Origin of the sequence: Silvibacterium acidisoli (assembly GCA_022870745.1) — a bacterium.
In the GTDB taxonomy this organism is placed as follows: domain Bacteria; phylum Acidobacteriota; class Terriglobia; order Terriglobales; family Acidobacteriaceae; genus Silvibacterium.
The window spans coordinates 5,324,573-5,349,086 of sequence record CP085323.1; the positions used below are offsets into that span (position 1 = coordinate 5,324,573).

The 24,514-nt window shown below is 56.5% G+C and carries 18 protein-coding genes and 1 tRNA gene; 5 read left to right on the top strand and 14 right to left on the bottom strand.

What is annotated here, in order from left to right; translation table 11 throughout:
• Nucleotides 1–36: 36 nt before the first annotated feature.
• The 3 genes from LJD29_RS21665 to LJD29_RS21675 form a co-directional block, all read right to left on the bottom strand.
• A complete protein-coding gene (locus tag LJD29_RS21665; RefSeq protein WP_446743666.1) occupies nt 37–3,249 on the bottom strand; it encodes a TonB-dependent receptor in 3,213 nt (1,070 codons plus the stop codon).
• Between the two features lie 37 nt (nt 3,250–3,286).
• Nucleotides 3,287–4,231 (bottom strand): metallophosphoesterase family protein, encoded by a 945-nt coding sequence (locus tag LJD29_RS21670; protein WP_446743667.1) that lies wholly within the window; start codon nt 4,229–4,231, stop codon nt 3,287–3,289.
• 381 nt (nt 4,232–4,612) lie between these two features.
• Nucleotides 4,613–5,308 (bottom strand): hypothetical protein, encoded by a 696-nt coding sequence (locus LJD29_RS21675; protein ID WP_446743668.1) that lies wholly within the window; start codon nt 5,306–5,308, stop codon nt 4,613–4,615.
• 369 nt (nt 5,309–5,677) lie between these two features.
• Here LJD29_RS21675 and LJD29_RS21680 point away from each other — a divergent pair, with 369 nt between their 5' ends.
• The gene (locus LJD29_RS21680) at nt 5,678–5,815 is read left to right on the top strand and encodes a hypothetical protein (protein ID WP_446743669.1); all 138 of its coding nucleotides are present in this window, start codon (nt 5,678–5,680) and stop codon (nt 5,813–5,815) included.
• A 651-nt stretch (nt 5,816–6,466) separates the two neighbouring features.
• Here LJD29_RS21680 and LJD29_RS21685 read toward each other — a convergent pair.
• The gene (locus tag LJD29_RS21685; RefSeq protein WP_446743670.1) at nt 6,467–8,020 is read right to left on the bottom strand and encodes a hypothetical protein; all 1,554 of its coding nucleotides are present in this window, start codon (nt 8,018–8,020) and stop codon (nt 6,467–6,469) included.
• Nucleotides 8,021–8,138: 118 nt separating this feature from the next.
• Nucleotides 8,139–8,912, bottom strand: coding sequence for an ABC transporter ATP-binding protein (locus LJD29_RS21690; RefSeq protein WP_446743671.1), 774 nt, complete (start codon nt 8,910–8,912; stop codon nt 8,139–8,141).
• 67 nt (nt 8,913–8,979) lie between these two features.
• Between LJD29_RS21690 and LJD29_RS21695 the strand changes: the two genes are divergently transcribed.
• Both LJD29_RS21695 and LJD29_RS21700 read left to right on the top strand, forming a co-directional pair.
• On the top strand, nt 8,980–9,297 hold the full coding sequence (locus LJD29_RS21695) for a PadR family transcriptional regulator (RefSeq protein WP_446743672.1): 318 nt from the start codon (nt 8,980–8,982) through the stop codon (nt 9,295–9,297).
• Nucleotides 9,294–10,769 (top strand): hypothetical protein, encoded by a 1,476-nt coding sequence (locus tag LJD29_RS21700; protein ID WP_446743673.1) that lies wholly within the window; start codon nt 9,294–9,296, stop codon nt 10,767–10,769. Before LJD29_RS21695 ends, LJD29_RS21700 begins: the two co-directional genes overlap by 4 nt.
• Before the next feature lie 417 nt (nt 10,770–11,186).
• Here LJD29_RS21700 and LJD29_RS21705 read toward each other — a convergent pair.
• From LJD29_RS21705 to LJD29_RS21740, 8 genes are all read right to left on the bottom strand, one after another.
• Nucleotides 11,187–11,261, bottom strand: a tRNA-Asn gene (locus tag LJD29_RS21705).
• 122 nt (nt 11,262–11,383) lie between these two features.
• The gene (locus LJD29_RS21710; RefSeq protein WP_446743674.1) at nt 11,384–11,563 is read right to left on the bottom strand and encodes a hypothetical protein; all 180 of its coding nucleotides are present in this window, start codon (nt 11,561–11,563) and stop codon (nt 11,384–11,386) included.
• A gap of 203 nt (nt 11,564–11,766) precedes the next feature.
• Nucleotides 11,767–13,605 carry a putative bifunctional diguanylate cyclase/phosphodiesterase gene (locus LJD29_RS21715; protein WP_446743675.1) on the bottom strand — a complete coding sequence of 613 codons (1,839 nt, stop codon included), beginning with the start codon at nt 13,603–13,605 and terminating at the stop codon, nt 11,767–11,769.
• Between the two features lie 280 nt (nt 13,606–13,885).
• On the bottom strand, nt 13,886–15,046 hold the full coding sequence (locus tag LJD29_RS21720) for a hypothetical protein (RefSeq protein ID WP_446743676.1): 1,161 nt from the start codon (nt 15,044–15,046) through the stop codon (nt 13,886–13,888).
• 88 nt (nt 15,047–15,134) lie between these two features.
• Complete coding sequence (locus LJD29_RS21725; protein WP_446743677.1) at nt 15,135–15,584, bottom strand: rhodanese-like domain-containing protein; 450 nt, start codon at nt 15,582–15,584, stop codon at nt 15,135–15,137.
• Nucleotides 15,585–15,662: 78 nt separating this feature from the next.
• The gene (locus tag LJD29_RS21730; protein WP_446743678.1) at nt 15,663–16,730 is read right to left on the bottom strand and encodes a CPBP family intramembrane glutamic endopeptidase; all 1,068 of its coding nucleotides are present in this window, start codon (nt 16,728–16,730) and stop codon (nt 15,663–15,665) included.
• 83 nt (nt 16,731–16,813) lie between these two features.
• On the bottom strand, nt 16,814–17,650 hold the full coding sequence (locus LJD29_RS21735; protein WP_446743679.1) for an acetyl-CoA carboxylase carboxyltransferase subunit alpha: 837 nt from the start codon (nt 17,648–17,650) through the stop codon (nt 16,814–16,816).
• On the bottom strand, nt 17,647–17,883 hold the full coding sequence (locus LJD29_RS21740) for a hypothetical protein (RefSeq protein WP_446743680.1): 237 nt from the start codon (nt 17,881–17,883) through the stop codon (nt 17,647–17,649). The genes LJD29_RS21735 and LJD29_RS21740 overlap by 4 nt, the downstream gene beginning before the upstream one ends.
• A gap of 119 nt (nt 17,884–18,002) precedes the next feature.
• Between LJD29_RS21740 and LJD29_RS21745 the strand changes: the two genes are divergently transcribed.
• Both LJD29_RS21745 and LJD29_RS21750 read left to right on the top strand, forming a co-directional pair.
• Nucleotides 18,003–19,508, top strand: coding sequence for a cytochrome c3 family protein (locus tag LJD29_RS21745; RefSeq protein WP_446743681.1), 1,506 nt, complete (start codon nt 18,003–18,005; stop codon nt 19,506–19,508).
• 66 nt (nt 19,509–19,574) lie between these two features.
• Nucleotides 19,575–20,864 (top strand): serine hydrolase domain-containing protein, encoded by a 1,290-nt coding sequence (locus LJD29_RS21750; RefSeq protein WP_446743682.1) that lies wholly within the window; start codon nt 19,575–19,577, stop codon nt 20,862–20,864.
• Between the two features lie 73 nt (nt 20,865–20,937).
• Here LJD29_RS21750 and dnaE read toward each other — a convergent pair whose 3' ends face one another.
• Entirely contained in the window at nt 20,938–24,453 is a 3,516-nt protein-coding gene (gene dnaE, locus LJD29_RS21755) for a DNA polymerase III subunit alpha (protein ID WP_446743683.1), read from the bottom strand.
• Between the last annotated feature and the right edge of the window lie 61 nt (nt 24,454–24,514).

Here is a 24,514-nt window from a genome sequence, read left to right on the forward strand (position 1 = left end):
GTGAATGCCCCCGCGGATGACCAGCCAAAATGTTTGTCAGAATGCGTACTTGAGAGAAAGCTGCAGTGTGCGCGCGCCGCCGAACGAGGTGATAGCTCCGCGGCTTGCGCTCGTGGTGGAAGATGTAGGCAGCTCCCAGAGCGGATGGTTCAGGACGTGGAAGGCATCTGCGCGGAACTGGAGAAACTGTTCGCCGGAGCGAACATCCCAGCCGATCGGGAAGTTCTTCGACAAGGAAATATTCTCGTCGGTCTGGTGCGGACCGATCAGATTGTTGCGCCGCTCATTCCCTAGCAGATAAGTTGCCGGATTAGAGAAGCAGGACAAGTCATACCACTCTGCAATAGAAGGGTGCGCTAACTTACCGCTGCATGTCTGCTCCGCGCGCTCGGTGTTGTAGCTACCGATATCGGCATTGTTCGTCGCGGCCACATAGAATGGAAATCCGCTCAGCACCGAGAAGTTTCCAGCGAAGTTCCATCCGCCTGCGATCACCGGCATGACGACACCATGATTGAGCCAGCGGCGTCCATACCCCCAGGGCAGAGGATAAGCTCCGCTTAGCTTCAACGAGTGCTTGTGATTGAAATCGGCGAGGCCGTAATCAGCCTGCAGATCCCGCCCGTTCTGCGGTGTCATTTCTTCCGAGGTGAGGATGTCGAGGGCCTTTGCGTACTGATAGTTCGCATTTAGGAATGCGCCCGAATGAAACTGACCGGTTAGCTGAAGTTGCATCCCGTTGAAGTTTCCGCGCCCGATATTAGCGGCCTCGAGCACGTCACCAACCCAGGAGTAAGGACGGCGCGCTGCAAGCGAAGTTGGGTTATCAGGATCAGCCAACGAAGCCTGGTTTGGATTGTGGCGGGCCTCGAGATGAGTCGAGACGCTGCCCAGATATGCCGCCTGTGCTGTAATGCGCGAACTCAGGGCACGCTGAATGGAGAGGTTCCACTCCTGGGTGTAGGGAGTCGGCATGACTAATGCCGTTGTATACGGCGCCTGTGCCGTGGCGGCAGGATTGGCTGAGAAGCTGTCCGTAATGGGGACGATTTGCGTATTGGTGTACGTGTAGCTTTGCAGATAGAAGTTCGGGGGATTCAACAACAGGAACTGGAAGTTGTTGTAGAGAGGCAGTGCGTAGTAAATGCCGTAGCCGCCGCGGAGCGTCATCTTCGGCGTAGGCGCATACGAAAAACCTAAACGCGGAGCGAGGTTGAGATAGTTCTGATGGAAGGTGCCATTGTGCGTAGTGTTGGTAGCTACGTCGTACACGTTCGAGTGGCCGTACCGATCCGCAGGGGCCTGGAAGAAGTCATAACGAAGGCCGAGATTGAGCGTCAGCTTATCGGTCGCGCGCCAGGTGTCTTCGATGTACGGCATGAAATTGAACTGTCGCAGATAGGCTACAGTCGCGCCTGTGGCGCCTTCAGCATGGTAGGGGTAACCGAGCAGGAAGTCCGCGAAGTCGCGGCCGCCACTGGGCTTCGAAGCATGGTTGTTGGTGTAGATGCCGTCGAAGCTGAAGTCTCCGTTGGCATAGCTGGTGAAGAGGCCATCGAACTGCACACGTTCGAGTGCGAATCCTATGGCGATGCTGTGACGTCTATGCACCCAGTTGATCTCATCCGCGTACTGGTACAGATTCTGCGTAGCGCCCTGCGGAGCGGACTCGAGGCCAACGCTAGAGAGCGAGCTGAAATTCACCACCGGGGGCGCCCACTGCAGCGGGCTTGGGTTGAGTACTCCAAGCCCGAATTCCTGCGCGTAGTTTTCGCGCCCGATGCCGGTCAGCGTGATCTCGGTTTTGCTGTAGTTGTATCCGATGCGCGCCGTGTTCACCAGCGTTGGTGAGAAGATGTGCGTCTCTTCGATGTAGGCGTTCTTCGAATAGCGTGTGTAGATCGTGTTGTTGATGTCTTCCAGCTGCCACGTCGGTGAGAAGTCATAAGGGCTCGTGGTGCTGAAGGCACCGTAAATTGAGTCGTTGCGCCCGATTTGATAGTCGAGGCGGCCGTGATACAGATCATAGGTCGTAGTCGCACTCTTCAACTCTGTAAAGTTGTACCCGGTGTACGGGCTTCCAGTGGGTAGAGGAAAGTACTGAAGATAGCGCGTGGCGAAGGGCGAGATTCGATTGGCCGGAATCGTGTCGTTTGGAAACTCCTGGACCGTCTTGGCAGCCGCGTTATAGGTCAATGGGTCATAGATCGTCGCGACACCGGTGAAATTTCCACCGCGTTCCGCCGCTGTAGGCAGATCGGCCTTGAGGATCGACTGGCTTGCCTGGCGAAGGCCGGAGTAGTCGAAGAAAAAGAAGAGCCGGTCTCGGAGAATCGGGCCACCGATGTTTCCGCCAAACTGGTTATAGCGCAGCTCCGGCTTGCTCGTGCTTTCCTTGACCGACGCATCCAGGGCATCGTTCTTGAAGTAGTTATAAAGCCGCCCATGGAATTTGTTAGTGCCGCTTTTCGTGATCACGTTGACGACGTTCGGCTCGTCGAAGCGCGCGGAAGCGCCATTGAGGGCCGTAACCACTTCCTGCGTCGCTTCAATGTCCGGCTGGATATTTGCGGTCTTGGTAAGCAGGTTGAAATTGGTCACGCCGTCTTCAAGATACGAAGCCATCCCCCACGCGTTGCCGCCGATCGTGAGCAGATTTGCACCGACGTTGTAGTAGTTCACATCCGAACGGCTTGCGCCTGTACCCGTGTAGGGATCGACTCCCGCCTGCACGGAAAGAATAGCGAAGAGATTGCGGCCGTCGGATGGAAGATTCTCAAGCTGCTTTTCGTTCATGGTTGAGCCGATGACGTGGCTCTCGGTATCGAGTGCAACTGCGTCATCGGTGACCTGCACGACCTGGCTTGAACCACCGACCGACATCGATGCGTCCCACTGCGAGACGTGATCGGCGGAGACTGCAAGTGTCATCTTTTGTGACGCGAATCCCTCGTGCGCAACCTCGACCGTATAGTTACCAATCGGAAGTTGCTCGAAGTTGTATTCGCCATTGCTGTTTGTCAGGAGACTGCGATTCAACCCTGTGTCCGCGGAGGTGACCTGCACAGCGGCGCCTACGATACGATGGCTCGCCGTATCGGTGACGATACCCTTGATGCTGCCAGTGATGTACTGAGCCCAGGACGGCGAGGCCAGTAAAACGAGGAGAATTACGGCGAGGATGATGCGACGGACAGGACGATCTGTCCATCGGTGAAGCGATTGCTTTGACATAGGTGGCAGCATCATGGGTCTCTCGAAAAATGTTTGAAAATGGAGTCAGGATTTAGTCGTTGCGTGGAGAGATGGTCTTGAATCCGTACGTCTCGTAGCGCCAGCTGGCTTTGCCGTCTCTAAGACTGACGGTGGTGTAGCCTTCCGGCGTGCCCCAATGACTGCCGCGCCACCAGTCACCACAGACGGCTCCGCAGGTGACAAAGGGAATGCCCTTGAATGTGACAGTCTCGTTAATATGGATATGCCCCTGCAGAACCACGAGGACGTTGTGCTTCTCGAGCAGCGCGATGACCTGGTAGGCATTGGAAACGAAAGCCTGTTGATATTTGGGCGGCTTCGACATGTCATGCGCGCTGTAGGCCATGGCGCCGGTAGTCAGGGGACAATGGACGGCGACAACGATAGGGGTTCCGGGATGAAGTTTTGCCAGATCCGCAGCGAGCCATGCGATCTGCTCCTGGTCGATGATGGCCTCCCATTGACGATCCGCGGTTGGCTGAATCGAATCCAAAACGATGAAGTGATATCCCTTGTGATCGAAGGAATAGTAGGTGTCGCCGACGCGCTGCCGATAGGCACGCTTGCCCTCGCGTGGATCCTCGAGCGATAGCCCACTCTGTTCGTAAATCCCGACGAGATCATGGTTTCCGATGACGTGATGAACCGGCATCTGCAATGTCTTTTCTGTCATCGCGTAGAGGTCCCACAGAGCTTCCGCGCGCTCTACCTTGGTCTTCGTTCCGTCGAAGACGTGGTCTCCACCCTGGATCGCAAAATCCGCACCCGACGTTCGCAACTTGTCAAAGCACATGGCGCAGCGTTTTGCTGCATCCAACTCGGGCTGAATGTGCGTGTCGGTAAAGAAAACGAAGTCAAAGTCGCTTAGATGATCCGGCGCACTGGACCGTGACTCTTCCTGGTTTGCCTGGGCCAGGTTGATACCGGAGGCCAGCAGCGACGCGCCTCCGATGGAGATGAAACTTCGGCGATTCATGTTTGCTCCTCGATTTCAATGCCAGTTTCGGGTGGCAGACTGGCGATGTTAAGTGTCACCACGTAACTGCTAACGTTAACGGCACCGTTTCCCGCTATCAGCGCAAGGCAAACAGCAGCGAGAGCGATCTGCTCCGCCTGACGAATGGGCAAATGAGACTTCCGATATTCAGGTGGACATAGATGTGGACGCTCAGGTGTACAAACGCAGATAGCTTCAACCGGAGTGATTGAAAAAAGAAAAACGGCACTTCCCTGCCCACGAGCATTGCGACATATTGCCGCAATGGCTTGAGTTGAGGACTTGTTCTCCAGCGAGTCGTGAAAGGAATGCGGGAAGGTCTGGCGCCCTGGATTCTTACTGATACTGCAGAGTTCGTCGTCAGTAGACGCGTTGCAAGAGAATGCTTGGAGGGGAGGACTCGGAGTCCAGGTTCGTAGTTTTTAGGACGACCTCGAATGGGCGTAACGATCCGTGGCTCATAGCATCCTGCATCAGAGGCGCTACATTGCCGTGCAGAACAAAGTCTGCCGCGGCTTCTGTGCCCGCCATGGTCAGCCCTTCGATCAGCAAAACCCAGCCGCTGCGATCAAGATTCGGCATCATCGCCACGATCGCATATGTCGTATACGGTGCACTCGTACTGTTGTTGATGTAGACCGGCTCTTCACCCTTCCGGGGATTCCGGTTGATGATTTCAGACTCGTAGGTATCGCCGAGCGCATGGTAATTGATTTGAAAATTCATACCCGGCTCAAACAGCGTTACCCACGGATCACCATAACTCGACCCGAGCAGTATCAGGTTGGACTGCTTCAGATCGCTGAGTTGAAGAGTTCTGGCATTGCGCAGCCTCACTGGATGCCCACTCGCTTCCGGCAAAAGAACCATCGCGGCTGCAGCCGCAGAATCCGCCACGCTGGTGAGTCGTTCACGGCTTAGTCTATGCATCGTCCGATGTTCAGGCGTATCTTCCTTGTCGAACTGGGCGAAATAGCTGCCGTCCATATAATCGTGCAAATTAGCGTAACGGCCGGAAACATCCTGCAGCACACCCAAGCCATTGTCTGCGGTCACAATGAACGTCCCGGCTCTACTCGAAAAGATCTGTGACCACAGAGTATGAGCTGGCGACGAAGTGACGCTTTGATGAAACGGGGACCTAAGCTTCCAGCCGGCCAAACCTCCCAACAGGATGAGCGCTAGCGACAGGGAGAGCATCTTCAGCCATGAGATCGCACTGGCTTTGCCTTCTCGAGTCGTGGCTGAAGTTTCCGGGATATCCCGCTTCTCGTCATCAGGAAGGCAACTGGAGCCGGAAGCTTCGAGTCCGTCAAGTTCAAGGGGCTTCGGGGCAGACTCGGTTGAGGGCCGAAAGTTTTCCTCAAAAATTGCGATGTAAGCGCCGCGGGGAATCCTGATTCGGACGGGTTCGTTCCCGCCCTGTTGCTGGAAATACTGATCCAGGCGGCTGCGAAGCCGGTGCGCATAGCTACGAACGATATTGTCTTCGCCCGTGCTGTAACCGGGGCGGCGACGGAAGACGTGCTCTCCAATCGCCTGCTCGGTCAGCCTGTCGGGTGAACCATTCAGCGTGGATTCACAAATGAAGAGCAGAAACTGAACCAGCAGAGTCGACTTGCAGAAGTGCGAGCTCTCTGAGACCTTAACTGCAAGCTGCCAACGTGGGTCGTCTTCGATAGAAGAATGACCTTGATCGAGCACAATCTCAGAGTTGACGGCCGGTGGAGACATATAAGCTGCTTGGGTGTAAGCCTACCGTCGAACTGTGAAGAACTCGTGAATAGGAAGCACCGCTCACAGACTCCAATTGTGTCAGTGCCTGTCTCAACTTATCGAGACTGCCCCTTTAAACGCGAGTTGATCGGACGACTTTCCACCTGAGCTTATCGAGGTTCACCGAGGGGCCGAAGCCACGCCACCACGCGCGCCGCGCGAACCAGGTTGAGTGCGTAAACCAGCAGATACGCAACCCCTTTCAACTGCCGAATACAGGGCAATACACCGATCCATATTTTCTCGATGAGCGAACAGGCGATTTAGCTTAGAGCTATGGCTTTGCATTAAAAATGAATTCCAACCGTTGTTTTTCATTCCCAGATACAGTCGTCGAAAAGCGACTAGACTTTCGAAACAGGACTGTTTAGAGAGTGGCGGTTTTTGGCTTCCACAACTCGCTTTTCGCTCCATTGGAAGTTTCCGAAAGCTGCCGGATCATGCGTCCAGTTTCAGACTGATGATCGCCGGAGCTTCTTCTTCTTCATACGTTAGACCTTTATCTGATTTGGCCAAACGCCAATGCAGGATGCCCGCGGCGAGACACAATCCCCCGAATAGCCAGATTCCCCCATAGCGCATTTGCAGCAATTTCAATTCATATGTTGCAGCAGAGATTGCAAGACGTACGCCAAGTAGCATTCCTCCCAGGAAGAACATCACGATACTCGTTCGTCCAGGCATCCAGTAGCAAACAAAGGGCAGCTTGTGCAGAGAGAACATGGATGCATCCACAAGTATGAATCCCAGGATCCCGAGCACCGCAAGATGAACTGCGGCCATCCACACACTACCCTTCCATAGAGTAAGTCCTGCGACAGTGATCCAAATAGGGAGAACGCCAATGGAGAACAGGGCTCGCCTTGTTGCCTTTTGATAGCTGGTTGACGCATGAACCTGGGTCATCTGAAAGATCCAATTCGCCTTCAGCATGACTGGGATGGCGACAATGATGCGTGTCCCCGATACCGACATGCCAATTGCCATGAAGGTTGCGGCGAGAAATGCTGGGGAGAAGCTCCAGGAGCCACTCATCAGCAACCCTCCTCCGGCCGGACTCTTCAATGTGAGAGAGAGCACCGTGAGTCCCACGCTTAGAAAAAAGCCCATTATGAGCCTGTGTTGCCGGCTGCGCATGAGTGTTCTCCAGCTGAACGACAAGATTGCAGAGTGCAAGGGATCGCCTATGGTTGGGATTTTTCGGCTCCAACCGCTTAGAGCTGGCTTGATCTCGGGGTCTTCGATAATCCGAGGTGTGGCGCGCACGTAAGCCATCATGACCGATATCAGACCACCGGCTGTTGTAACTGCCAATGCTGTCCAGGCTCGTTGCGCCAGAGAGACAAATACGGTGTGAACGTTTCCGCTAATGGACCCATTCAAGCTTTGAAACAGCCCCAGGAACCAGTAGGAAGGAAACTCGTGCAACAGATGCTGATTTGCTGCCGCTGTGAGTGCCGGGGTGGTTTCAAGCGAAGGCTCAAGAACGAAGTCGATCAGGATCGCGACAAAGGAGGCCATCTGCAAAGCGCTGGATAGCTGCAGATACAGTTGTCTCGGCAGGAGCACAGAGACGAGACCCTGAATGGTCAAAATGCCTCCAAAGACGAAAGCAGAGGCCAGGGTAACCGTCGTCCAATAAGCTCCGATCGAACGCGTGAGTCCGAGAAAGCCACCGTGGGAAGGCTCGAACTGGAGAGCCCAACCCAATCCGGTAAACGAGTTCAGGAAGAGAATGGCCGCACCTAGAGCCATGGAAATGGCTGAGATTTTGGCCAGAAACAGCGTCGAGTTTCGTACCGGCAACGGCCCTAGAATCAGCATGTCTTTCCGCTCCGGGAATATCGATTCCCAACTCATGGTGGCGAAAAGCCCAATGACGGCCATTGAGACAGCAATGAGAAAGTGTTCCATGCCCCAGAGAGCCTCCTGTGGCAGGCCACTGATGAGAATCAATGGAGCGGTGATCGTGAAGCTGATGAATGTCAGCATAGTGGCAAAGCCGCCAGCCAGATTGGAACGATCCCCCTGTGGGGCCAGTAGTTCGAAATCGACCAGGCGAGTAAGAAACACGACCCGCAATACGCGATAGGGGCTTGAATTTCCTCGCCTACGCATCGATCACGTCCGCGATCTGTCGCGCAATGGCGACGGTGTCCTGCTCTATGGCCAATTGAGCGAAGATGCCCTCAAGAGTTGGAAGAGCCATCAGCGTCTGAAGCCTTCGGATGTCGTCGTCTGCCACGATTTGTCCGCGATGCAGGATCACAACCCGGGTGCAGATTCGCTCCACCGTCTCCAATTCGTGCGAACTGAACATCACGGTTTTCCCTCTCGCAGCGAGTTCCGCAATGAGGTTCCGTAACGTAAGTGCAGATCCCACATCCAGTCCGGAGAATGGTTCATCGAGTAATATCATTGCCGGATTGTGTAAAAGTGCAGCGGCCAACAAAACCTTTTGCCGCATGCCTTTCGAATAGCCAGACATCGAAACATCACGGTCTTGCTCCAGTCCGAAGAGACGAAGTAGTTCTTGAATGCGGGTGCGAGCGATTTTGGTTGGAAGGGAGCGGAGTTGCGCCACCATCGTTAGATATTCATTTCCGCTGAGATGGGTGTAGAGTTGCGGTTCCTCTGGTACGTAGCCCAGTCGTTCCCTGAAGCTGCGAAGGTTGTTGTGGATCGGCTCGCCCGCGAACCGGACCTCACCTGTATCGGGCTTGATCAGTCCGGTAATGATCTTCATCGTCGTTGACTTTCCCGAACCATTCGGTCCAAGGTAGCCAGTCACCTGCCCGGCACAAGCAGTAAAGCTGACATGCGAAACCACCGGGATGCCGGAGTAACGTTTCGAGACATCGGAGACTTGAAGAGTGTAGGACATGAACCCTATGTAGCATACTTCTTAGCATGCTTGTCAAGTAGACTGCTACATAGGTACACTGGCGGCCATGGCAGCCGAGGCCAAACTCTCCCACACCGCAACGATGATCCTGCAGGCGATCAGCGTTGGATATATATATGGGCTCAGCGTGATGCAGGCTACTGGCCTACCCAGCGGCACAGTCTATCCAGCCATGCGCAGGCTGGAACGAGATAGTCTCATCACCTCAAAGTGGGAAAATCAATCTATCGCGGACGCAGAACAGCGCCCCCTGCGGAAGTACTATAAGTTGACCGCTGCAGGCAAGGCGATTCTGGAATCTGCGCGCAAGCGTTACCCACTTCTGGCAAAAATCGTGTCTCCCTCTGAGATGGAGCGCGTGTGAGACGCAGACTCGATGCGGCGTTTGCCCAAGCGATCCTGTGGACTGCAGCCAGGTTAGTCCCGCGCTGTCAGCGCCAGGATTGGTTCGCGGAGTGGCGCGGAGAAGTCTTTCAAATCCAACGGACGAATCGACCGACTTGCGAAGCAACAAGGTTTGCAGCAGGAGCTCTTCAGGACGCCTTTTGGCTCCGCTGTGAAAGTATCTCCAAACCCTCCAGCCACACATCGGCCCTTGGTGAGCCCAGAGCCTGCCTGGCTGCATTGGGCACACTGAGTGCGATCGCTGTTCTGGCGGTCCTTCTCATTCCCGCGCTCAGACGCCAGATTTTGCCATTGCCCACCCTGGAAGCCGAAGACTTTCAGCCTCTATCGTTAAACCCTTCTTTCAGGGATTCGGATCTCCTGGTGGCGGGGCGAGATTACTTCTCGTGGCGTAACAGCAGGCCCTTTACGGCAACCCGAAGCATCTACTATCAGCCAGCGGCCAGCACGTTGCAGATCGATTCAAAGAATCGAGATCTGACAATCGCCTGGATTGAAGATCATCCGTTCATACTGGGAGCAGAGCAGACCTCCTCCGCTGTCCAAACAGCGCAGGGATTGAATGTGCTTCCTTTGATTTTGAGTTACGGTCTCTGGAAGCGGCAGTTTTACGGCAATTCGAGTGTGGTGGGGCAGCAAGTGCTGATTGGCAGCAAGCGTGCCATCATCGTTGCGATCGCGCCACAATGGGCTTCCGAACTGCCCGGATCGATAGATGCATGGGTGTTTTGCTCTCCGCAAAAAATGCGGACAATCGAAGCGCAACGTTTTGCTTACGGCTACATTCTTATGCGGAAGCCATCGTCCTTGACCGGTGATCGTAAAGACGGCGACGTAGGCGACGTTATAGTGGAACACCTCTCCCGCGAGACCGTGGCGCCAACTAGCAAGATCACATTGAGCGGGCTTGCACGCGAGCATCATAAGCTTCCGCTACAAATTTTCTTAAAATCCACGAAGCTGGCGATGCTCGTGACCCCGTTCCTTTTGCTTATATGGCCTGTCTCCTTCGAATCATTCCCCCATTCGCGAAGAGTCGACGGGCGGTTCATTGGATTTTTTATTCTGAAAATCTTATTACTCTTCCCCGTGGCTTACTGCATACCGTTAGAAGTGGCAGAACTGTTTACGGGCATCTCGCCCGATGCAACCCATTGCCTTCAGGCGTTCCTCACTTTCGCCATGGTCTTAATATCGGTGCACTGGTGTCTACGCGATCAGTCGCAACGCTGTCCCAACTGTCTTCGCAGATTCAGTCATCCAGCTTATGTTGGGCAATCGTCGCGCTCCTTACTGGCTTGGAGTGGAATGGAGTTGATATGCAGGAATGGGCACGGACTTCTGCATGTCCCGAACCACGCTACGAGTTGGTTCCCCGGGGCGTCTTGGTTGAAACTAGACAGCTCGTGGCAAAATCTTTTTCAGCCATAACATGGTTGCCTTATAGCTGAAGTCCGCTGTATGCAGAGATTTCATCAGGCCACGAATTATCTTTTGAACGTGGCTCCTAAGAAATCGATTGGGAACTCGGCTGTTGCATACAGTCTTGCCGTAAACCCACAGATTGCCGATCGCATAGAGAACCGATGCGATCGCTGACCGGCTTTTTCAAACTCTGTTTACAGACGAGGTACCGCTCGGTAGTCAGTACGGACACGTGACCAAGCAAGAATTGAATCTGTTCCAGTTCGCCGCCACTAACATGGAAGAGCTTAGAGCACGTTCGGCGAAAATCGTGTGGTGCGAGACGGCGCAACGGGAATCTTTGCAGGAGAGACCGGCGATCTAATCAGTGTGGGGTTTTGTGAGGCTGGACTTTAGAATATGGAAGCTAAGTCCTTGAAACTTTGGCTCCGCAGGTAGGACTCGAACCTACAACCCTTCGGTTAACAGCCGAATGCTCTGCCATTGAGCTACTGCGGAGTGTTTTGGCGGGAGGACATTACGTCCTAAGTTTTTATATCAAATGAAGATGCGCGAGTCAAAAGTGGAAAACCCGGCTGATCGCCGGGTTTGTAACTCCAGGTTTGCTTCCTGCTCGAGTACTAGAGCTTCTCGTAGAAATCGCAGGCCGAGCACGAGATGTATACGCCACCCGGGATGCCGCGCTCACGGTCCTTTACGCGCTTCACGATACGCGTCGCTTTGCTGCACTTCGGACAATCGGTGCTCTTGCTCGTGTCCATTACCTTTTTACGATCGGCTGTCTTGGCAATCTTCGCCATGAAAATGTCTCCTCACTGCTCTGTCTGAAAATGGGCTCTCACTCTTTTAGGAGAACACGCATCGAATACCGGACTTCGCGCTAATTATCACTCGCAGCCTGCATCGGCAAGGGCAGCGCGGGACGATCGTGAAGAGCATCGGATTCGCTCCCATCAGTCTATCACGCATGTGCCGCGAATCCGGGAATGGCTGAGATTGCAGGTCAGCAGACCATCTGGCGGCGATCTATCAGGAACTTCGTCAGATCCTCGAAGCTCATCGGCTTGGCGAAATAGTACCCCTGTGCCTCGTCGCAATCGCGCGTGCGCAGGTATTCGAGCTGCTCCGCGGTCTCCACTCCCTCCGCGGTGACCTTCAACCTGAGCGTGTGTCCGATGCTGATAATCGCCGCCGCGAGGGCCGTATCCTCTTCCGTCTGTGCCACGTCGCTCACAAACGAGCGGTCGATCTTCAGCCGGTCGATGGGGAAACGCCTCAGGTATCCGAGACTCGAATATCCGGTGCCGAAGTCGTCGATCGCCACCTGCACGCCGATAGCCCGCAGGCCTGCGACGGTGGCGGCTGTGCCGTCGCGCTCGTCGAGCAGAACACCTTCGGTAATTTCCAGCTGCAGATCGTGAGGCTCTATATTGTGAGTCGCCAGCAGATCGGCGATCAGCCCGAATAGAGCCGGCGCCTTGAATTGACGGGGCGAAACATTGACCGACAGCCGCAACGGGCATCCCGCCGTCTCGATAAACTTACGGGCATCCCTGCAGGCCGTGCGCAGCACCCACTCGCCGATCGGGAGGATCATGCCGGTTTCCTCGGCCAGCGGCACGAAATCCATGGGCGGAATGGTTTTTCCTGTCTTCTGTTTCCAGCGAAGCAGAGCCTCGACACCGGTTACACGTCCGGTTGCAATCGAAAAGATCGGCTGGTAGACAAGGAAAAACTCTTCGCGCTGCAGGGCGCGACGCATGGAGTTCTCCATCTCCAGCATTGCGGCAGCGTTGCGATCCATCGATTCGTCGTAGGTTTCCACCGTATTGCGGCCATGTTCCTTTGCCCAGTACATAGCCCGGTCGGCCTTGCGCAGAAGAGTTTCAAGATCATTACCATCTGCCGGAAAAGAACTGATTCCTATACTGGGCGTCGTATAGAGTTCATGCGAGCCCACCATGATCGGCTCTTCGAGCGTTTTACGAATCCGCTGCATGATCTCCGACGATTGCTCGGGGTCGTCGACACCGGGCATCAGGATAACGAACTCGTCTCCACCAAACCGCGCTACCGTATCGGCCTGGCGAACGGAGATCGCCAGGCGCCTGGCGATCTCTATCAACACCTTATCCCCTACCGGATGGCCAAGCGTGTCATTGATGTGCTTGAAGCGATCGAGATCGAGCACCGCCAAAGAGACCTTCCGATTCTGACTGCGTGCCCAGGCCAGGGAACGTGTCACCTGCTCGTGCAGGAAAGCGCGGTTGGGCAGATTGGTCAGCGCATCGTGATAGGCGAGATGCTGCATCCTGGCCTCAACCCGCTTCTGCTCGCTGAGGTCTTGCGCAATGGCGAGGAATCCCTCTTCACCGCCGTCCGGATTGAATAGTTGTGAAATCGTAAGCCTTACCGGAAATCTTGTGCCGTCTTTGCGTACGTAGTTCCACTCTCGTTCATCCTGACGAGAGCGCCGTGCCCGAGCCAGAATGGCCTCCAGCCCTGGACGGATCGTCGTGCTAAGTTCGCGGCTCAGGATTCGCGCCTGCTGCTCGAGTTCGAAGGAGTCGTGGAAGATAGCCAGATTCCTGTTTTCGATCAGATCCTGCGTGCTATATCCCAGTAAACGCTCTGTTTCCCGGTTCGCCGAAAGAATCGATCCATCCAGGTCCGTCGTGATAATTGCCAGGGCTGCGCTGTCGAGGATTGCCGCATGTTGCATATTTGCCGCTTCCAGATCCGCCACCCGCTGCGGTCCACGGCGGCCACGATGAAAAGATTTCGCCAGATAACCACTGGCAAGTGAAGATGTTCCGAAAGACTCGATTGCACGACGCTGCAATCCTGAGTCGTGCCACAGGGAGAGAAGCGATCCTGCGCCATGCGACAGCAGGTCGTGAAACTTTCCTAATCCTTCAAAAATTGCTATCGACCAAAAGCTACAACTCGACTGCAGAAGAATATGCACAATCATGGGTGCCCATATGGTGCTGGCCTATTGGCAATGATTTAAATCAATTTATTTCAACTATCGCTGCAGACATACTACCGCTAGATAACGAATTGGTTACCTTTTTTCCGTAATAGCTGCAAGAAAATCGAAAAAGGCATCCACCAGGTTACTAATTGTTTGTGCCATTTTGATTATCGGCCACAATTTGCTGCGGAGGAGGCGAAGTTGCTGGTTTGTCCTTAGGAAATTGCACGGGCTGCATCTGGGGCGTATTGGCGTCTTTATCCGCGGGCAACTTCTCCCCCGGATTTTTCAGGCTGGGAGGCGCTTTGGGGGCCGAATCCCCACCTTCCTTTGCTGGAGCGCGGTCCCCCAGCGCAATGGTGCGAGTGCTCTCTGCCGTCCGGGTGTTCCAGTAATCGCCCATCTCGTTCTGCGTGCGGATGACCGGCGCTTCGCCGACCTTCGCCACTTCTACCTGGATCACCCGATTGCCGTTTATTCGTACAAACTGGGTCGGTTCCGGAGGCTCCCCGTAGATCCATTCCTCAAACGGGATATTGCAGTCCCGTTCCCGCACCTTTGATCTTGGCTGGCCGAGAGCGCTGATCACCATATCCGTGTTCATTCCAACAAGAACATGATGTTCGAGTACGCTCTTGCGAATGGCGGGCGGAAGCGTGTCCGTAAAGGCCTGCTGAGGCGTCTTGAGGTTGAAGTCGATGACATTCTTCATCAGCGCTTCCATCTGCAAACCGGTAATGTCTGGAACGTGCTCGGGAAAAACCAGCACGAGACGTGAGCCGCTCGGAATCTGCGCGTCGTCCCGCACGATAGGGGAGGTGTAATTCGGGTCGGCTCCGACCGAGACGTGCCGCAGCCATTTGTGTTTATGCTCCGGTCCGCCATTAATGTCGAAGACGACGCGATCGTGCTCGATGCGAACGTCTGTAAGGGTGACATGCGCACCTGGCTTTGCAGAGATACCGTGTTCCCTTATGGTGTTTGCATAATCAGATCCGCTGGGCTCAAGCTTGCCGTTCGCTTTCAAGGTGAGCGTTGAAACCGGCAGCGGACGCATCGCAAAGCCCTGCTCCGACTGCAGAAAACGGAGAAGGTCCTGGCGACTGTGCGCCGAAAGCGGCGCGGAGGGCAGGCTTACGTTCGTGGGCTGGTAGTCGAGATAGCGCGGATCCACCCCTTCGGGAGTCACCGTGAAGACCTGGGCATATCCTGCGCCGGCGAGCGCCAGCAGCCACAGTCCGGTTATCGGCCATTTCGAAATCGGCGGCTTGAAAAAGGAAAGGCGACACCACGCGAAGCCTCTCATAGGGCCTCCAGCTTGGCTAATACTATCGCGCGATTCCTGGCTGTTGGCAAGACAGCACTGACGAGACTTTCACTTGCCGGAAACCGTTTTAGACCGGCGTATCAAGATGGAACGGCTGGTTGTACGGAACCGTCGAATAGCCCGCCGCCTTCCAGCCTTCGAGGCCGCCGCGCAGAAAGCGGATCCGGGTCAGCTTCAGTTCCTTTGCTCGCTTCGCAATTTCGCGACTGGTCTCTTCGCTGGCGCAGGTGCAGTAGACAATCGAGTCCTCGTTCTGCGGAATGAGGTACGGGTTTTCTTTGATCTCGCTGGGAGAGAGGCGTGTAGCTCCGGGGATAATCTCGGAATCGGCCAGCAGGTCGAGCGGCAGGCGCACGTCATAGAGCTTGACCGGGTGTTTCGCCTGAAGCATTTCGTGCAGTTCCTGCGCCGATACGCTCTGCTCTTCGTATTCAAGATGATGGCGACGGCGTGTAGCCTGCTTCCAGAAGTAAATGCCAACTGCACCGGCTGCTACCACTGCAATCTCTGCAATCATCCGGTTATCCCCTTTCGGCCCCGCACTGGGCCCTCTAACAAGATCGATTCCCGTAAAGCAGAAAGGATTCAGCCGGAATCAGCTCTCCTGCGGAGGCGTCTCTTCGACGGCTGGCGGAAGATGCGGTTCCGGCGCAACAGATGGAATCTCAGAGACCGGAGGAGGGGGAGCCACCACCGGGGCTGTGAGTCCGCTGATTTGTACGATCTGAGGAGGCGCTGGTGTTGCCGGGCCCATCGCCTGCTCGTGCTGACGCCGCGAAATTGCATCGATATCGACCGGCATGCCACCCGGCACGATGACCGGCTGCACGTAGCGGAACTTCAGGTCTTTAGTGGCCGAAATCAGTACGAAGATCATTACGACGAGCACAATCGCCGCCAGCCAGCTGCCCTCCGGACCATAATCGGCGCCCGTCACCCACACCGGGCCGATGGCATTGCTGGCGATCACCGGCGAGAAGTTCAGGATGCCACTCACCGGCAACCCAAAAAGCATCGCCATACTGACATTCCAGGCGAAGTTGATCCCGAATCCGACCCACAGCGCGCGGGTGCGGAGATACGCGATTGAAAACAGCCAGCCTTCGATCATGATGACGACCGAGCTGATGAAGGTGACTCCAGGATCGGGGATGTGGGACGCGGAATAGGCTGCCGAGAGAAAGAGCACAGCCACAACGGGATTCGTCGCCTCCAGCAAGCGCTGGAAGGGATAGCCGCGGAAAATAACTTCCTGCACCAGCGCGCCGGCAGCAAGAATCGCCAGGTCCAGGAAGATCAGCAGGAACTGGTGCCAGGAGGTGAAAAAGGTAACGATCAGTCCGCCGAAAAGCGCCACCGGCAGGACACAGGCGACGACACCGCTCCAGCCGATCGCCGAGCCCAGGGCGATCTCCTGTTTCCAGCCGGGACGGGCATCTAGACCCATCGCCTTAATCGGCTGCTTTTGCCGCTGGCCAAGATAGCCCATTGCACCAAAGCCGATGAGCAACAAAAAAAGCAGAATGACTTCATTGAGAAAGTCGAGCCAGTCGCCGGAACTCAGGCCGCTCGCGGCGCGAACGGCGATTTGCTTCGCGATCTCGTAGTACACGATGGCGGCGAGGAACCAGCCGAACGCCCGCAGGCGCGGGAAGGACTTCAAGCGCGCGCTCCGTCACGGCCGGGAGTAATGGAAAAAGATGACAAAGCTGCGGCGATCCTTCGATCCATAAACAAGATTGCGGCCTATTCTTCCGTGTAGAACTGGCCCATCGAGCGCAGTTTCTGATAGCGCTGGGCCAGCATGTCTTCCACGGAAAGCTGCTTCAACTCATTCAGATGCAGGTGCAGCCGTTCCGCCAGAATCCGGGCAGCCTCATCGGGGTTCTCGTGCGCGCCTTCGCCCGGCTCCGGAACGATGTCGTCGACACAGCCCAGTTCCTTGATGTCCTGTGCGGTCGCTTTCAAAGCGACTGCCGCCTGAATGCGCTTCGAGGCATCGCGCCACATGATCGAGGCACAGGCCTCGGGTGAGATGACCGAGTAAATTCCCTTTTCGAGAATCAGCACGCGATCTGCAACCGCCAGCGCCAGTGCTCCTCCGGAACCGCCTTCGCCGGTGACGACAGCCACCACCGGAACACGCAGCCGCGACATCTCCATCAGGTTGCGGGCGATCGCTTCTGCCTGCCCGCGCTCTTCCGCGCCAAGGCCGGGGTTTGCGCCCATCAGGTCAATGAAGGTGAAGACCGGACGATTAAACTTCTCGGCCAGCTTCATGGCGCGCAACGCCTTGCGATAGCCTTCGGGATCGGGCATGCCGAACTTGCGGAAGATCTTTTCCTTCGTCGTCCGGCCCTTGACGTTGCCGATCACCAGCACCTCTTCGCCGTCGAAGCGGGCCATGGCGCAGTACATTGCGGGATCGTCTCCGAAAGCACGATCGCCATGAATTTCACTCAGGTCGGTAAAGATCTTCTCGATGAAGCTCATGGGATCGGGCCTCTCGGGATGACGGGCTAGCTGGGTTTTGATCCACGCCGCAGGGGCGGAGGAGGCGGAAGCAGTAGCATGATCGGTCATAAAGTCTTGGAAGCGAAAGCCTTTCCCCGTGCAGCAGTCGGGCCAGCGCCGCACTCTTGATTGTATGGATGACGGGGGTTGAATACAAACTCCGCGTCGAACCGGTTGAGCCCCAATTCCTCAAAATGCTGCACCACTGGCTGGAGCAGAGCCTTTTCGGCAAGAAATATCGTCTCTGCAACCAGTGTTCCGCTGCATGTGCTGTCTTTGCCCAACTCATTGTCGTCGCGCATTTGCGCTGTTCTGGCTGCTGCTCTTTTGCGGTGCATCCGCCTACGCGCAAGGCAGTGGCCCCGATACCGTCTGCCGCACATGCCATCAGGCCATTTACGATCGCTACGAATCGACCCCCATGTCGCACGCCAGCGGTCCGGCAATCGAAGGACTGCTACCCGGCAGCTTCACCCACGCCGCGTCCGGTGTGAGCTATCGCATTTTCGAGCGTGACGGCAAAGCATGGCTCAGCTACAGGCGTGATGACAGCAACCGGCAATTGCAGGGCGAGCAGGAGCTGAGCTGGTTTATCGGCTCCGGTAAACGAGGGCGCACCTATCTTTTCAGCCGCGAAGGCTACTGGTTCGAGAGCCCGGTGAACTGGTACACGAAGAAGCAGGTCTGGGACATGAACCCGAAGTCGATGGACGCGAAGGAGCTGCCCATGACCCTGCCCGTCGACTCCACCTGCCTGCACTGCCACGCCAGCGGAGCGCAGCCCTCATTGCCCGGCGCGCGTAACCATTTTGCGAATGACCCCTTTCAGCATGGAGGGGTCGGTTGCGAATCCTGCCACGGCGACACCACCGCCCATGTCGATTCGCACGGAACAGCACCGGTAGTGAACCCAGGCAAGCTCACGCCTTCGCGCCGCGACTCGGTTTGCCTGCAGTGTCATCTCGAAGGACAGGTTGCCGTGGATGAACCCGGCCGTTCCCTGCAGATGTTCCGGCCAGGAGACGAACTGGGCGAAGACGTGCGCTTCTTCGCAAACGCGAATGCCGCGGGCGCGAACAGCCGAGCCACCAGCCAGTGGGAGGCGCTGCTGCGCTCCGCCTGCAAACGGAAGAGCGGCGACGCGCTGACCTGCACCAGCTGCCACGATCCGCATGGTTCACCCCGTCCCGAAGAGCGCGTCGCATACTATCGCGCGAAATGTGTGGCCTGCCATAGCGACGCTGCCTTCGTCGCGAGACATCATCCGGAACAGCAGGACTGCACAGCCTGCCACATGGCGCGCGTATCCACCAGCGACGTGGCCCACGAGCAAGTGACGGACCATCGAATTCCACGACATCCGAATGCCCCCGATGTGACATTTGCAACGGCAGAAGCGGAGAGGCTTGCTCTCATCGGCGGAGGAAAGGCGAGCGATCGCGATCTGGGGCTGGCCTACGCACAGCTTGCCCTAAGGGGCGATGCTGCCGCCGCGCAGCAGGCAATTCTCCTGCTGGATACAGCGGCAGGACACGGCAACAGCCAGCGGGATGCCGAGTTGCATACTCAGCTCGGACTGCTCTACCAGGAAGGCCACGACAACAAAGCCGCACAGCGCGAATACGAAGACGCACTCGCCGCGGATCCGGCCAGCAGCATCGCCGCGGGAAACCTTGCAATCCTCGAAGCAACGGAACACAACCTGCCGCGCGCACTGCAGCTATGGCGCAGAGTGCAGCAGGAGGACCCCGCACAACTGGCAGCCGGTTTCAACCTCGCCATAGGCGAATGCATGGCCGGCAACCGTGACGCGGCGATGGAAGCCTTACAGCGATTGCTCCTCTTTTCACCCGATGAGGCAAAGGCACGGCAGTTCTTTGAGCAGCTTTCGGAGAATACACAAGCGTGCTCCGCCTCCCGGCACTGAATCTCCTCGTTCATCCGGTTGCATTAAAATGGCGCCGGAGCTCATTCTGCTCGCGGAGCAAGCGTTATGTCATTCTCCCGCCGGACCCTGCTGTCGCTTCCTGCCGCACTGCCACTGGTGAACCTTGTCGTTCCATCGCCCTCGGGCGACGACGGATACTTTCCTCCTCCGGATACAAAGGGCGGCTGGCGCACGTTGTCAACGCCGTCGGAGATCCGTACGCGTGCAGGCATCGATAAGGCACGTCTCGATTCCGCCTTCGAATACACGAAGACCACCAGCCAGCACGGCGGCCTGCTTGTCGTGCGTCGTGGACATCTTATCTACGAGCGTTACTTTGGGCGTGGAGACCGCGATGCCAATCCGAACATGTACTCCATCGGCAAGATGTTCACCAGCGCCTGCTGCGGCATCATGCTCTCGGAGCACAAGGATCGATTCCCCGACGGGCTCGATACGAAGGTCTTTACCCAGGAGTTCCTGCCCTCGGCATTTCCGCTGAGCTATTCAAAGCAGGCTGACATCCGTCTCGGCCACCTGCTGACCATGACCTCAGGCATTCAAAACGCGCATGGCGGAACGATTCCACCAGGCGGCCATCAGACAGCCATTGTGCACGGCCAGAACGTGAACCTGCCCTATTACGTCTCGACTGATCCTGCAGCTGATCAGCTACATTCACAGGATGGCAGCGCGATGCACGGAAAGATGTGGGCTGCGCCCGGACAAGGCTATCTCTACTCCCGCGATCCGCATGTGGCTTCGATCGTGCTGCGCGGCGTCGTTGGTATGGAATTACAGGCCTACATCGGGCAAAGACTGGCCGATCCGATGGGCTGGGGACGCTGGGGCTACGCAACCCATACTGCGGAAGGCGTTATGCCGCACACACCGGGCGAGGGAGGCATCGCACTGCACTCAACCGATGCCCTGCGCTTCGCCTACATGCTGCTTCATGAAGGACGATGGAAGAACCGCCAGCTCATACCGCGCGACTATATCGGACTGATCCAAAAGCCTTCGCCATACAATCCCCACTCGCCCTTCAGCCTGCAGTTTGAAGTGAACACGGACGGGCATGTAGCGGGAGCACCACGCGACACCTTCTTCAAATCAGGAGCAGGCGGATTCGGCCTATACGTCATTCCATCGATGGACATGGTCGTCTACAAGATGTCGTCTCTGAACGAATCGACGTACGATCCATCAGCTACAGGCCTGCCGCTGACCTATTCACCTGACACATCGCGTGACGACTGGAAACCGCATCCGTTTAACCAGTTCGTTGACGGCCCAATCGAGGGTGATACCGGTGTGAGAAGAACCCTGGAAATGGTTGTTGCGGCGGTAGTTTGAGGGGCGGGGATCGGGGGTTAGAAGCGTCGGTCCAGTACGCCTATCCCTAACCCCTGATTCATAATCCCTGCTCTTAGTCCATCACCTGCACAGCACCGCGACCCAGCAGCAACTCCGTGCGATCGATGAACGCACGATCTGCGGCAATCGCAAAGCCGGAGGGCTCGAGCACCACGGCATATTCCCCGCGCTGCTCGATGTTCAGCATGAACTTGCCCGGACCCGGTGTATCCACGATCAACTGATGCAGTTCATTCATCGTGGCTTCGCTCACGCGTTCGAGCGGCACCTTGATGCGGATGTTCTTCGGCAGCTTCACCTTCACATCTTCGAGCGGAGTGATCGACGAAACCGAGATCTTCGGCGCTGCATCTTCTTCGGCGCGGATGTTGCCGCGAATCAGCACCGGCACCTCAATCTTCAGATTTTCTGCCAGCCGCTCGTAGTCCTTGGGAAAGCAGATGAGATCGATCTTGCCCATCGTGTCTTCGAGCGAAGCGGATGCATAAAGCTCGCCTGTGCGCTTTGACTTTGCCACCTTCAGACCGACAATCACGCCGGCGCAGGCTACGTCCGGCTCGGGAGCTTGCCCGCGGCGCATCGGTTGCGAGGACTGCTTCATTTCGAGCGCCGTCGCCGTATCGACGACACCCGGCAGATTACGCAGCTTCTCCGCATACTTGTCGAGCGGATGCCCGGATACGAAGAAGCCAAGCACTTCCTTCTCGCTCTGCAGGCGCGTGTTTTCGTCCCAGTCAGCGATGTTCGGTAAGGCATCGTGCTGCGCTGTAGCTGGATGGTCATCGAAGATGCCAAAGAGCCCGTGCTGGCCTGAAGCCAGATCGCGCTGCGCCTTCTGCGCCTGCTCGATGGCCTTATCGGCTGCGGCAATAAGCTGTGAGCGCCGGCCGAACGAATCGAGCGCCCCCGCCTTGATCAGCGACTCAAGCACGCGCTTGTTCATCAGGCGCAAATCGACCTTTTCGCAGAACTCCCAATAGGAAGAGAACTTCTTGCCTTCGGTCGCGAGGTCATTGCGTGCAGCAATAATTGAATCGATCGCGTTGCGACCCACGTTCTTGATCGCAGTCAGCCCGAAGCGAATCACATTGCCGTTCGGCGTGAAGTCGGCATCGCTGAAGAGTACATCCGGCGGCTCGACCGAGATTTCCATCTCGCGGCATTCCTTGATGTACTTGACGACGTTCTCCGGCTTCGAGATTTCCGACGTCAGCAGAGCCGCCATGAACTCAATGGGATAGTGCGTCTTCAAATAAGCCGTCTGGTAAGCAAGAATCGCGTATGCCGCGGAGTGTGACTTGTTGAAGCCGTATCCCGCGAACTGCTCCATCAGGTCGAAGATCTTGGTGATCCTGTCCTTGGGGAAGTCACGCTCCGCCGCGCCCGACGTGAATCGATCGCGCTGCTTCGCCATCTCCTCGGGATTCTTCTTACCCATGGCGCGGCGCAGCAGGTCGGCTTCGCCGAGCGAGTAGCCGGCAAGCACGTTGGCGATCTGCATCACCTGTTCCTGGTAGACAATGACGCCGAGCGTTTCCTTGAGAATAGTTTCAAGCGGAGGCAGTTCGTACTCCACTTTACGGCGGCCCCACTTGCGCTCGATGAAGTCGTCAATCATACCGCCCTGGATCGGACCGGGACGATAGAGCGCGTTGAGAGCGGTGAGATCTTCAACACAGGTCGGCTTATAGCGGCGAAGCACGTCGCGCATACCGCCCGATTCAAACTGGAAGACACCCGACGTCAACGCGCGGTGGAAGACCTTTTCGTAAGTCTCCTGGTCATCGAGCGGAATCGTCGCGAGATCCAGATCTTCGCCACGATTCTTCTTGATCATCGTCAGGCAATCGTGGATGACAGTCAGCGTGGTCAGCCCAAGGAAGTCCATCTTGAGCAGACCCATCTTTTCGACCGCCTTCATGTCGTAGGCGGTGACGATTTCTTCGTTCTTGCTGCGGCTGAGTGGAACGAGATCGGTCAGCGGACGCGGCGCGATCACGACACCGGCCGCGTGGACACCGGCTCCACGCACCAGGCCTTCAAGGTTCTTGGCCGTGTCGATCAGCTCCTTGATCTGCACATTGCCTTCATAGGCTTCCTGCAGCTGCGGCGAATCGACCAGCGCCTGGTCGATGGTCACGCCGATAGTTGCGGGGATCAGTTTGGCGATGCGGTCGACATCGCCGTACGGCATGTCGAGAGCGCGGCCTACGTCCTTGATGGCTGCCTTCGCAGCCATGGTGTTGAAGGTGATGATCTGCGCAACCTGTTCGCGTCCATACTTGCGGGTGACGTATTCGATCACCTCGCCGCGGCGGTTCATGTCGAAGTCGATATCGATATCAGGCATCGAGACGCGTTCCGGGTTTAGAAAGCGTTCGAACAGAAGCACGTTCTGCAGCGGATCGATGTCGGTGATTTCCATGACGTAGGCGACGAGCGATCCGGCAGCCGATCCACGGCCCGGTCCCACGGGAATGTCGTGTTCCTTCGCGTAGCGGATAAAGTCCCACACAATGAGGAAATAACCGGGGAACTTCATCTGCTTGATGATGCCGATTTCGCGCTCAAGGCGAGCCTCGTAATCGGCAACCGGGAAGCGCAGCAGGCCCTTGTCCTGCAAGTGGCGGATGGCAGTATCGAGACGTTTGCGGAAGCCCGCGCGGCAGACTTCCTCGAAGTAACTGTCGATGGTGTGGCCTTCCGGAACAGCAAACTCCGGGAAAGGATTATCGACCTTCGATAGCTTCAGGTTGCAGCGCTCGGCAATCTCCATCGTGCGGCTCACAACCGATGGAGCATGGCGGAAGAGATGTGCCATTTCGTCCGACGACTTTACGTAGAACTGATCGGTCGCGAAACGGAAGCGCTTAGGGTCGTTGATCGATGCAGCCGTCTGCACGCAGAGCAGCACAGAGTGCGAATGGCTGTCTCCCGCGGCGACGTAATGGCTGTCGTTGGTCGCCACCATTGGGATGTCGAGATCCTTCTCAAGCCTGAAAAGATTCTCGGCAATCTGGCGCTCTTCTTCGAGACCCTGGTCCTGGATCTCGAGATAGAAATTGCCCTTGCCGAAGATGTCTTCGTAGCCTTTGGCCGTGGCGCGCGCCTTATCGTAGTTGCCGGCCATCAGGTTGTCGCAAAGCTCGCCGGCCAGGCATCCTGAAAAGCCGATCAGCCCCGAAGCGTGGCGCTCCAGGTACTTCTTGCTCACGCGCGGCTTGCGATAGAAGCCATGCAGCGAAGCTTCCGAAGTCAGGCGAACAAGGTTGCGATATCCCTCTTCGTTCTCGGCCAGCACCAGGAAATGGTGATGGTCGTCACCCTGCGGATCGGCGCGATGATCCTCGTTCTGGCAGACGTAGAGCTCGCAGCCAAGGATCGGCTTGATGCCCTGCTTCTTGGCCGCGTCAAAAAAGTGGACAGCTCCATACATGTTGCCGTGGTCAGTCATGGCGACCGAGGTCTGGCCTAGCTCTTTGACGTGCTTCATCAGGCGGTCGACTTCGCAGGCTCCGTCAAGCAGCGAATAGTCGGTATGGACATGCAGGTGTGTGAATTCAGCCATGGGGATACTTCTATTTTATTCCTCCTGTAAAGATCACCTCCAGGCGAAGCAAAGGCGCAAC

Coding starts and splice junctions, on each gene's coding strand:
- LJD29_RS21665 (WP_446743666.1), bottom strand. CDS start 3,249: ATGATGCTGCCACCTATGTCAAAGCAATCGCTTCACCGATGGACAGAT.
- LJD29_RS21670 (WP_446743667.1), bottom strand. CDS start 4,231: ATGAATCGCCGAAGTTTCATCTCCATCGGAGGCGCGTCGCTGCTGGCC.
- LJD29_RS21685 (WP_446743670.1), bottom strand. CDS start 8,020: ATGCTGACATTCATCAGCTTCACGATCACCGCTCCATTGATTCTCATC.
- LJD29_RS21690 (WP_446743671.1), bottom strand. CDS start 8,912: ATGTCCTACACTCTTCAAGTCTCCGATGTCTCGAAACGTTACTCCGGC.
- LJD29_RS21695 (WP_446743672.1), top strand. CDS start 8,980: ATGGCAGCCGAGGCCAAACTCTCCCACACCGCAACGATGATCCTGCAG.
- LJD29_RS21710 (WP_446743674.1), bottom strand. CDS start 11,563: ATGGCGAAGATTGCCAAGACAGCCGATCGTAAAAAGGTAATGGACACG.
- LJD29_RS21720 (WP_446743676.1), bottom strand. CDS start 15,046: ATGAGAGGCTTCGCGTGGTGTCGCCTTTCCTTTTTCAAGCCGCCGATT.
- LJD29_RS21725 (WP_446743677.1), bottom strand. CDS start 15,584: ATGATTGCAGAGATTGCAGTGGTAGCAGCCGGTGCAGTTGGCATTTAC.
- LJD29_RS21735 (WP_446743679.1), bottom strand. CDS start 17,650: ATGACCGATCATGCTACTGCTTCCGCCTCCTCCGCCCCTGCGGCGTGG.
- LJD29_RS21740 (WP_446743680.1), bottom strand. CDS start 17,883: ATGCGCGACGACAATGAGTTGGGCAAAGACAGCACATGCAGCGGAACA.
- LJD29_RS21745 (WP_446743681.1), top strand. CDS start 18,003: ATGTCGCACGCCAGCGGTCCGGCAATCGAAGGACTGCTACCCGGCAGC.
- LJD29_RS21750 (WP_446743682.1), top strand. CDS start 19,575: ATGTCATTCTCCCGCCGGACCCTGCTGTCGCTTCCTGCCGCACTGCCA.
- dnaE (WP_446743683.1), bottom strand. CDS start 24,453: ATGGCTGAATTCACACACCTGCATGTCCATACCGACTATTCGCTGCTT.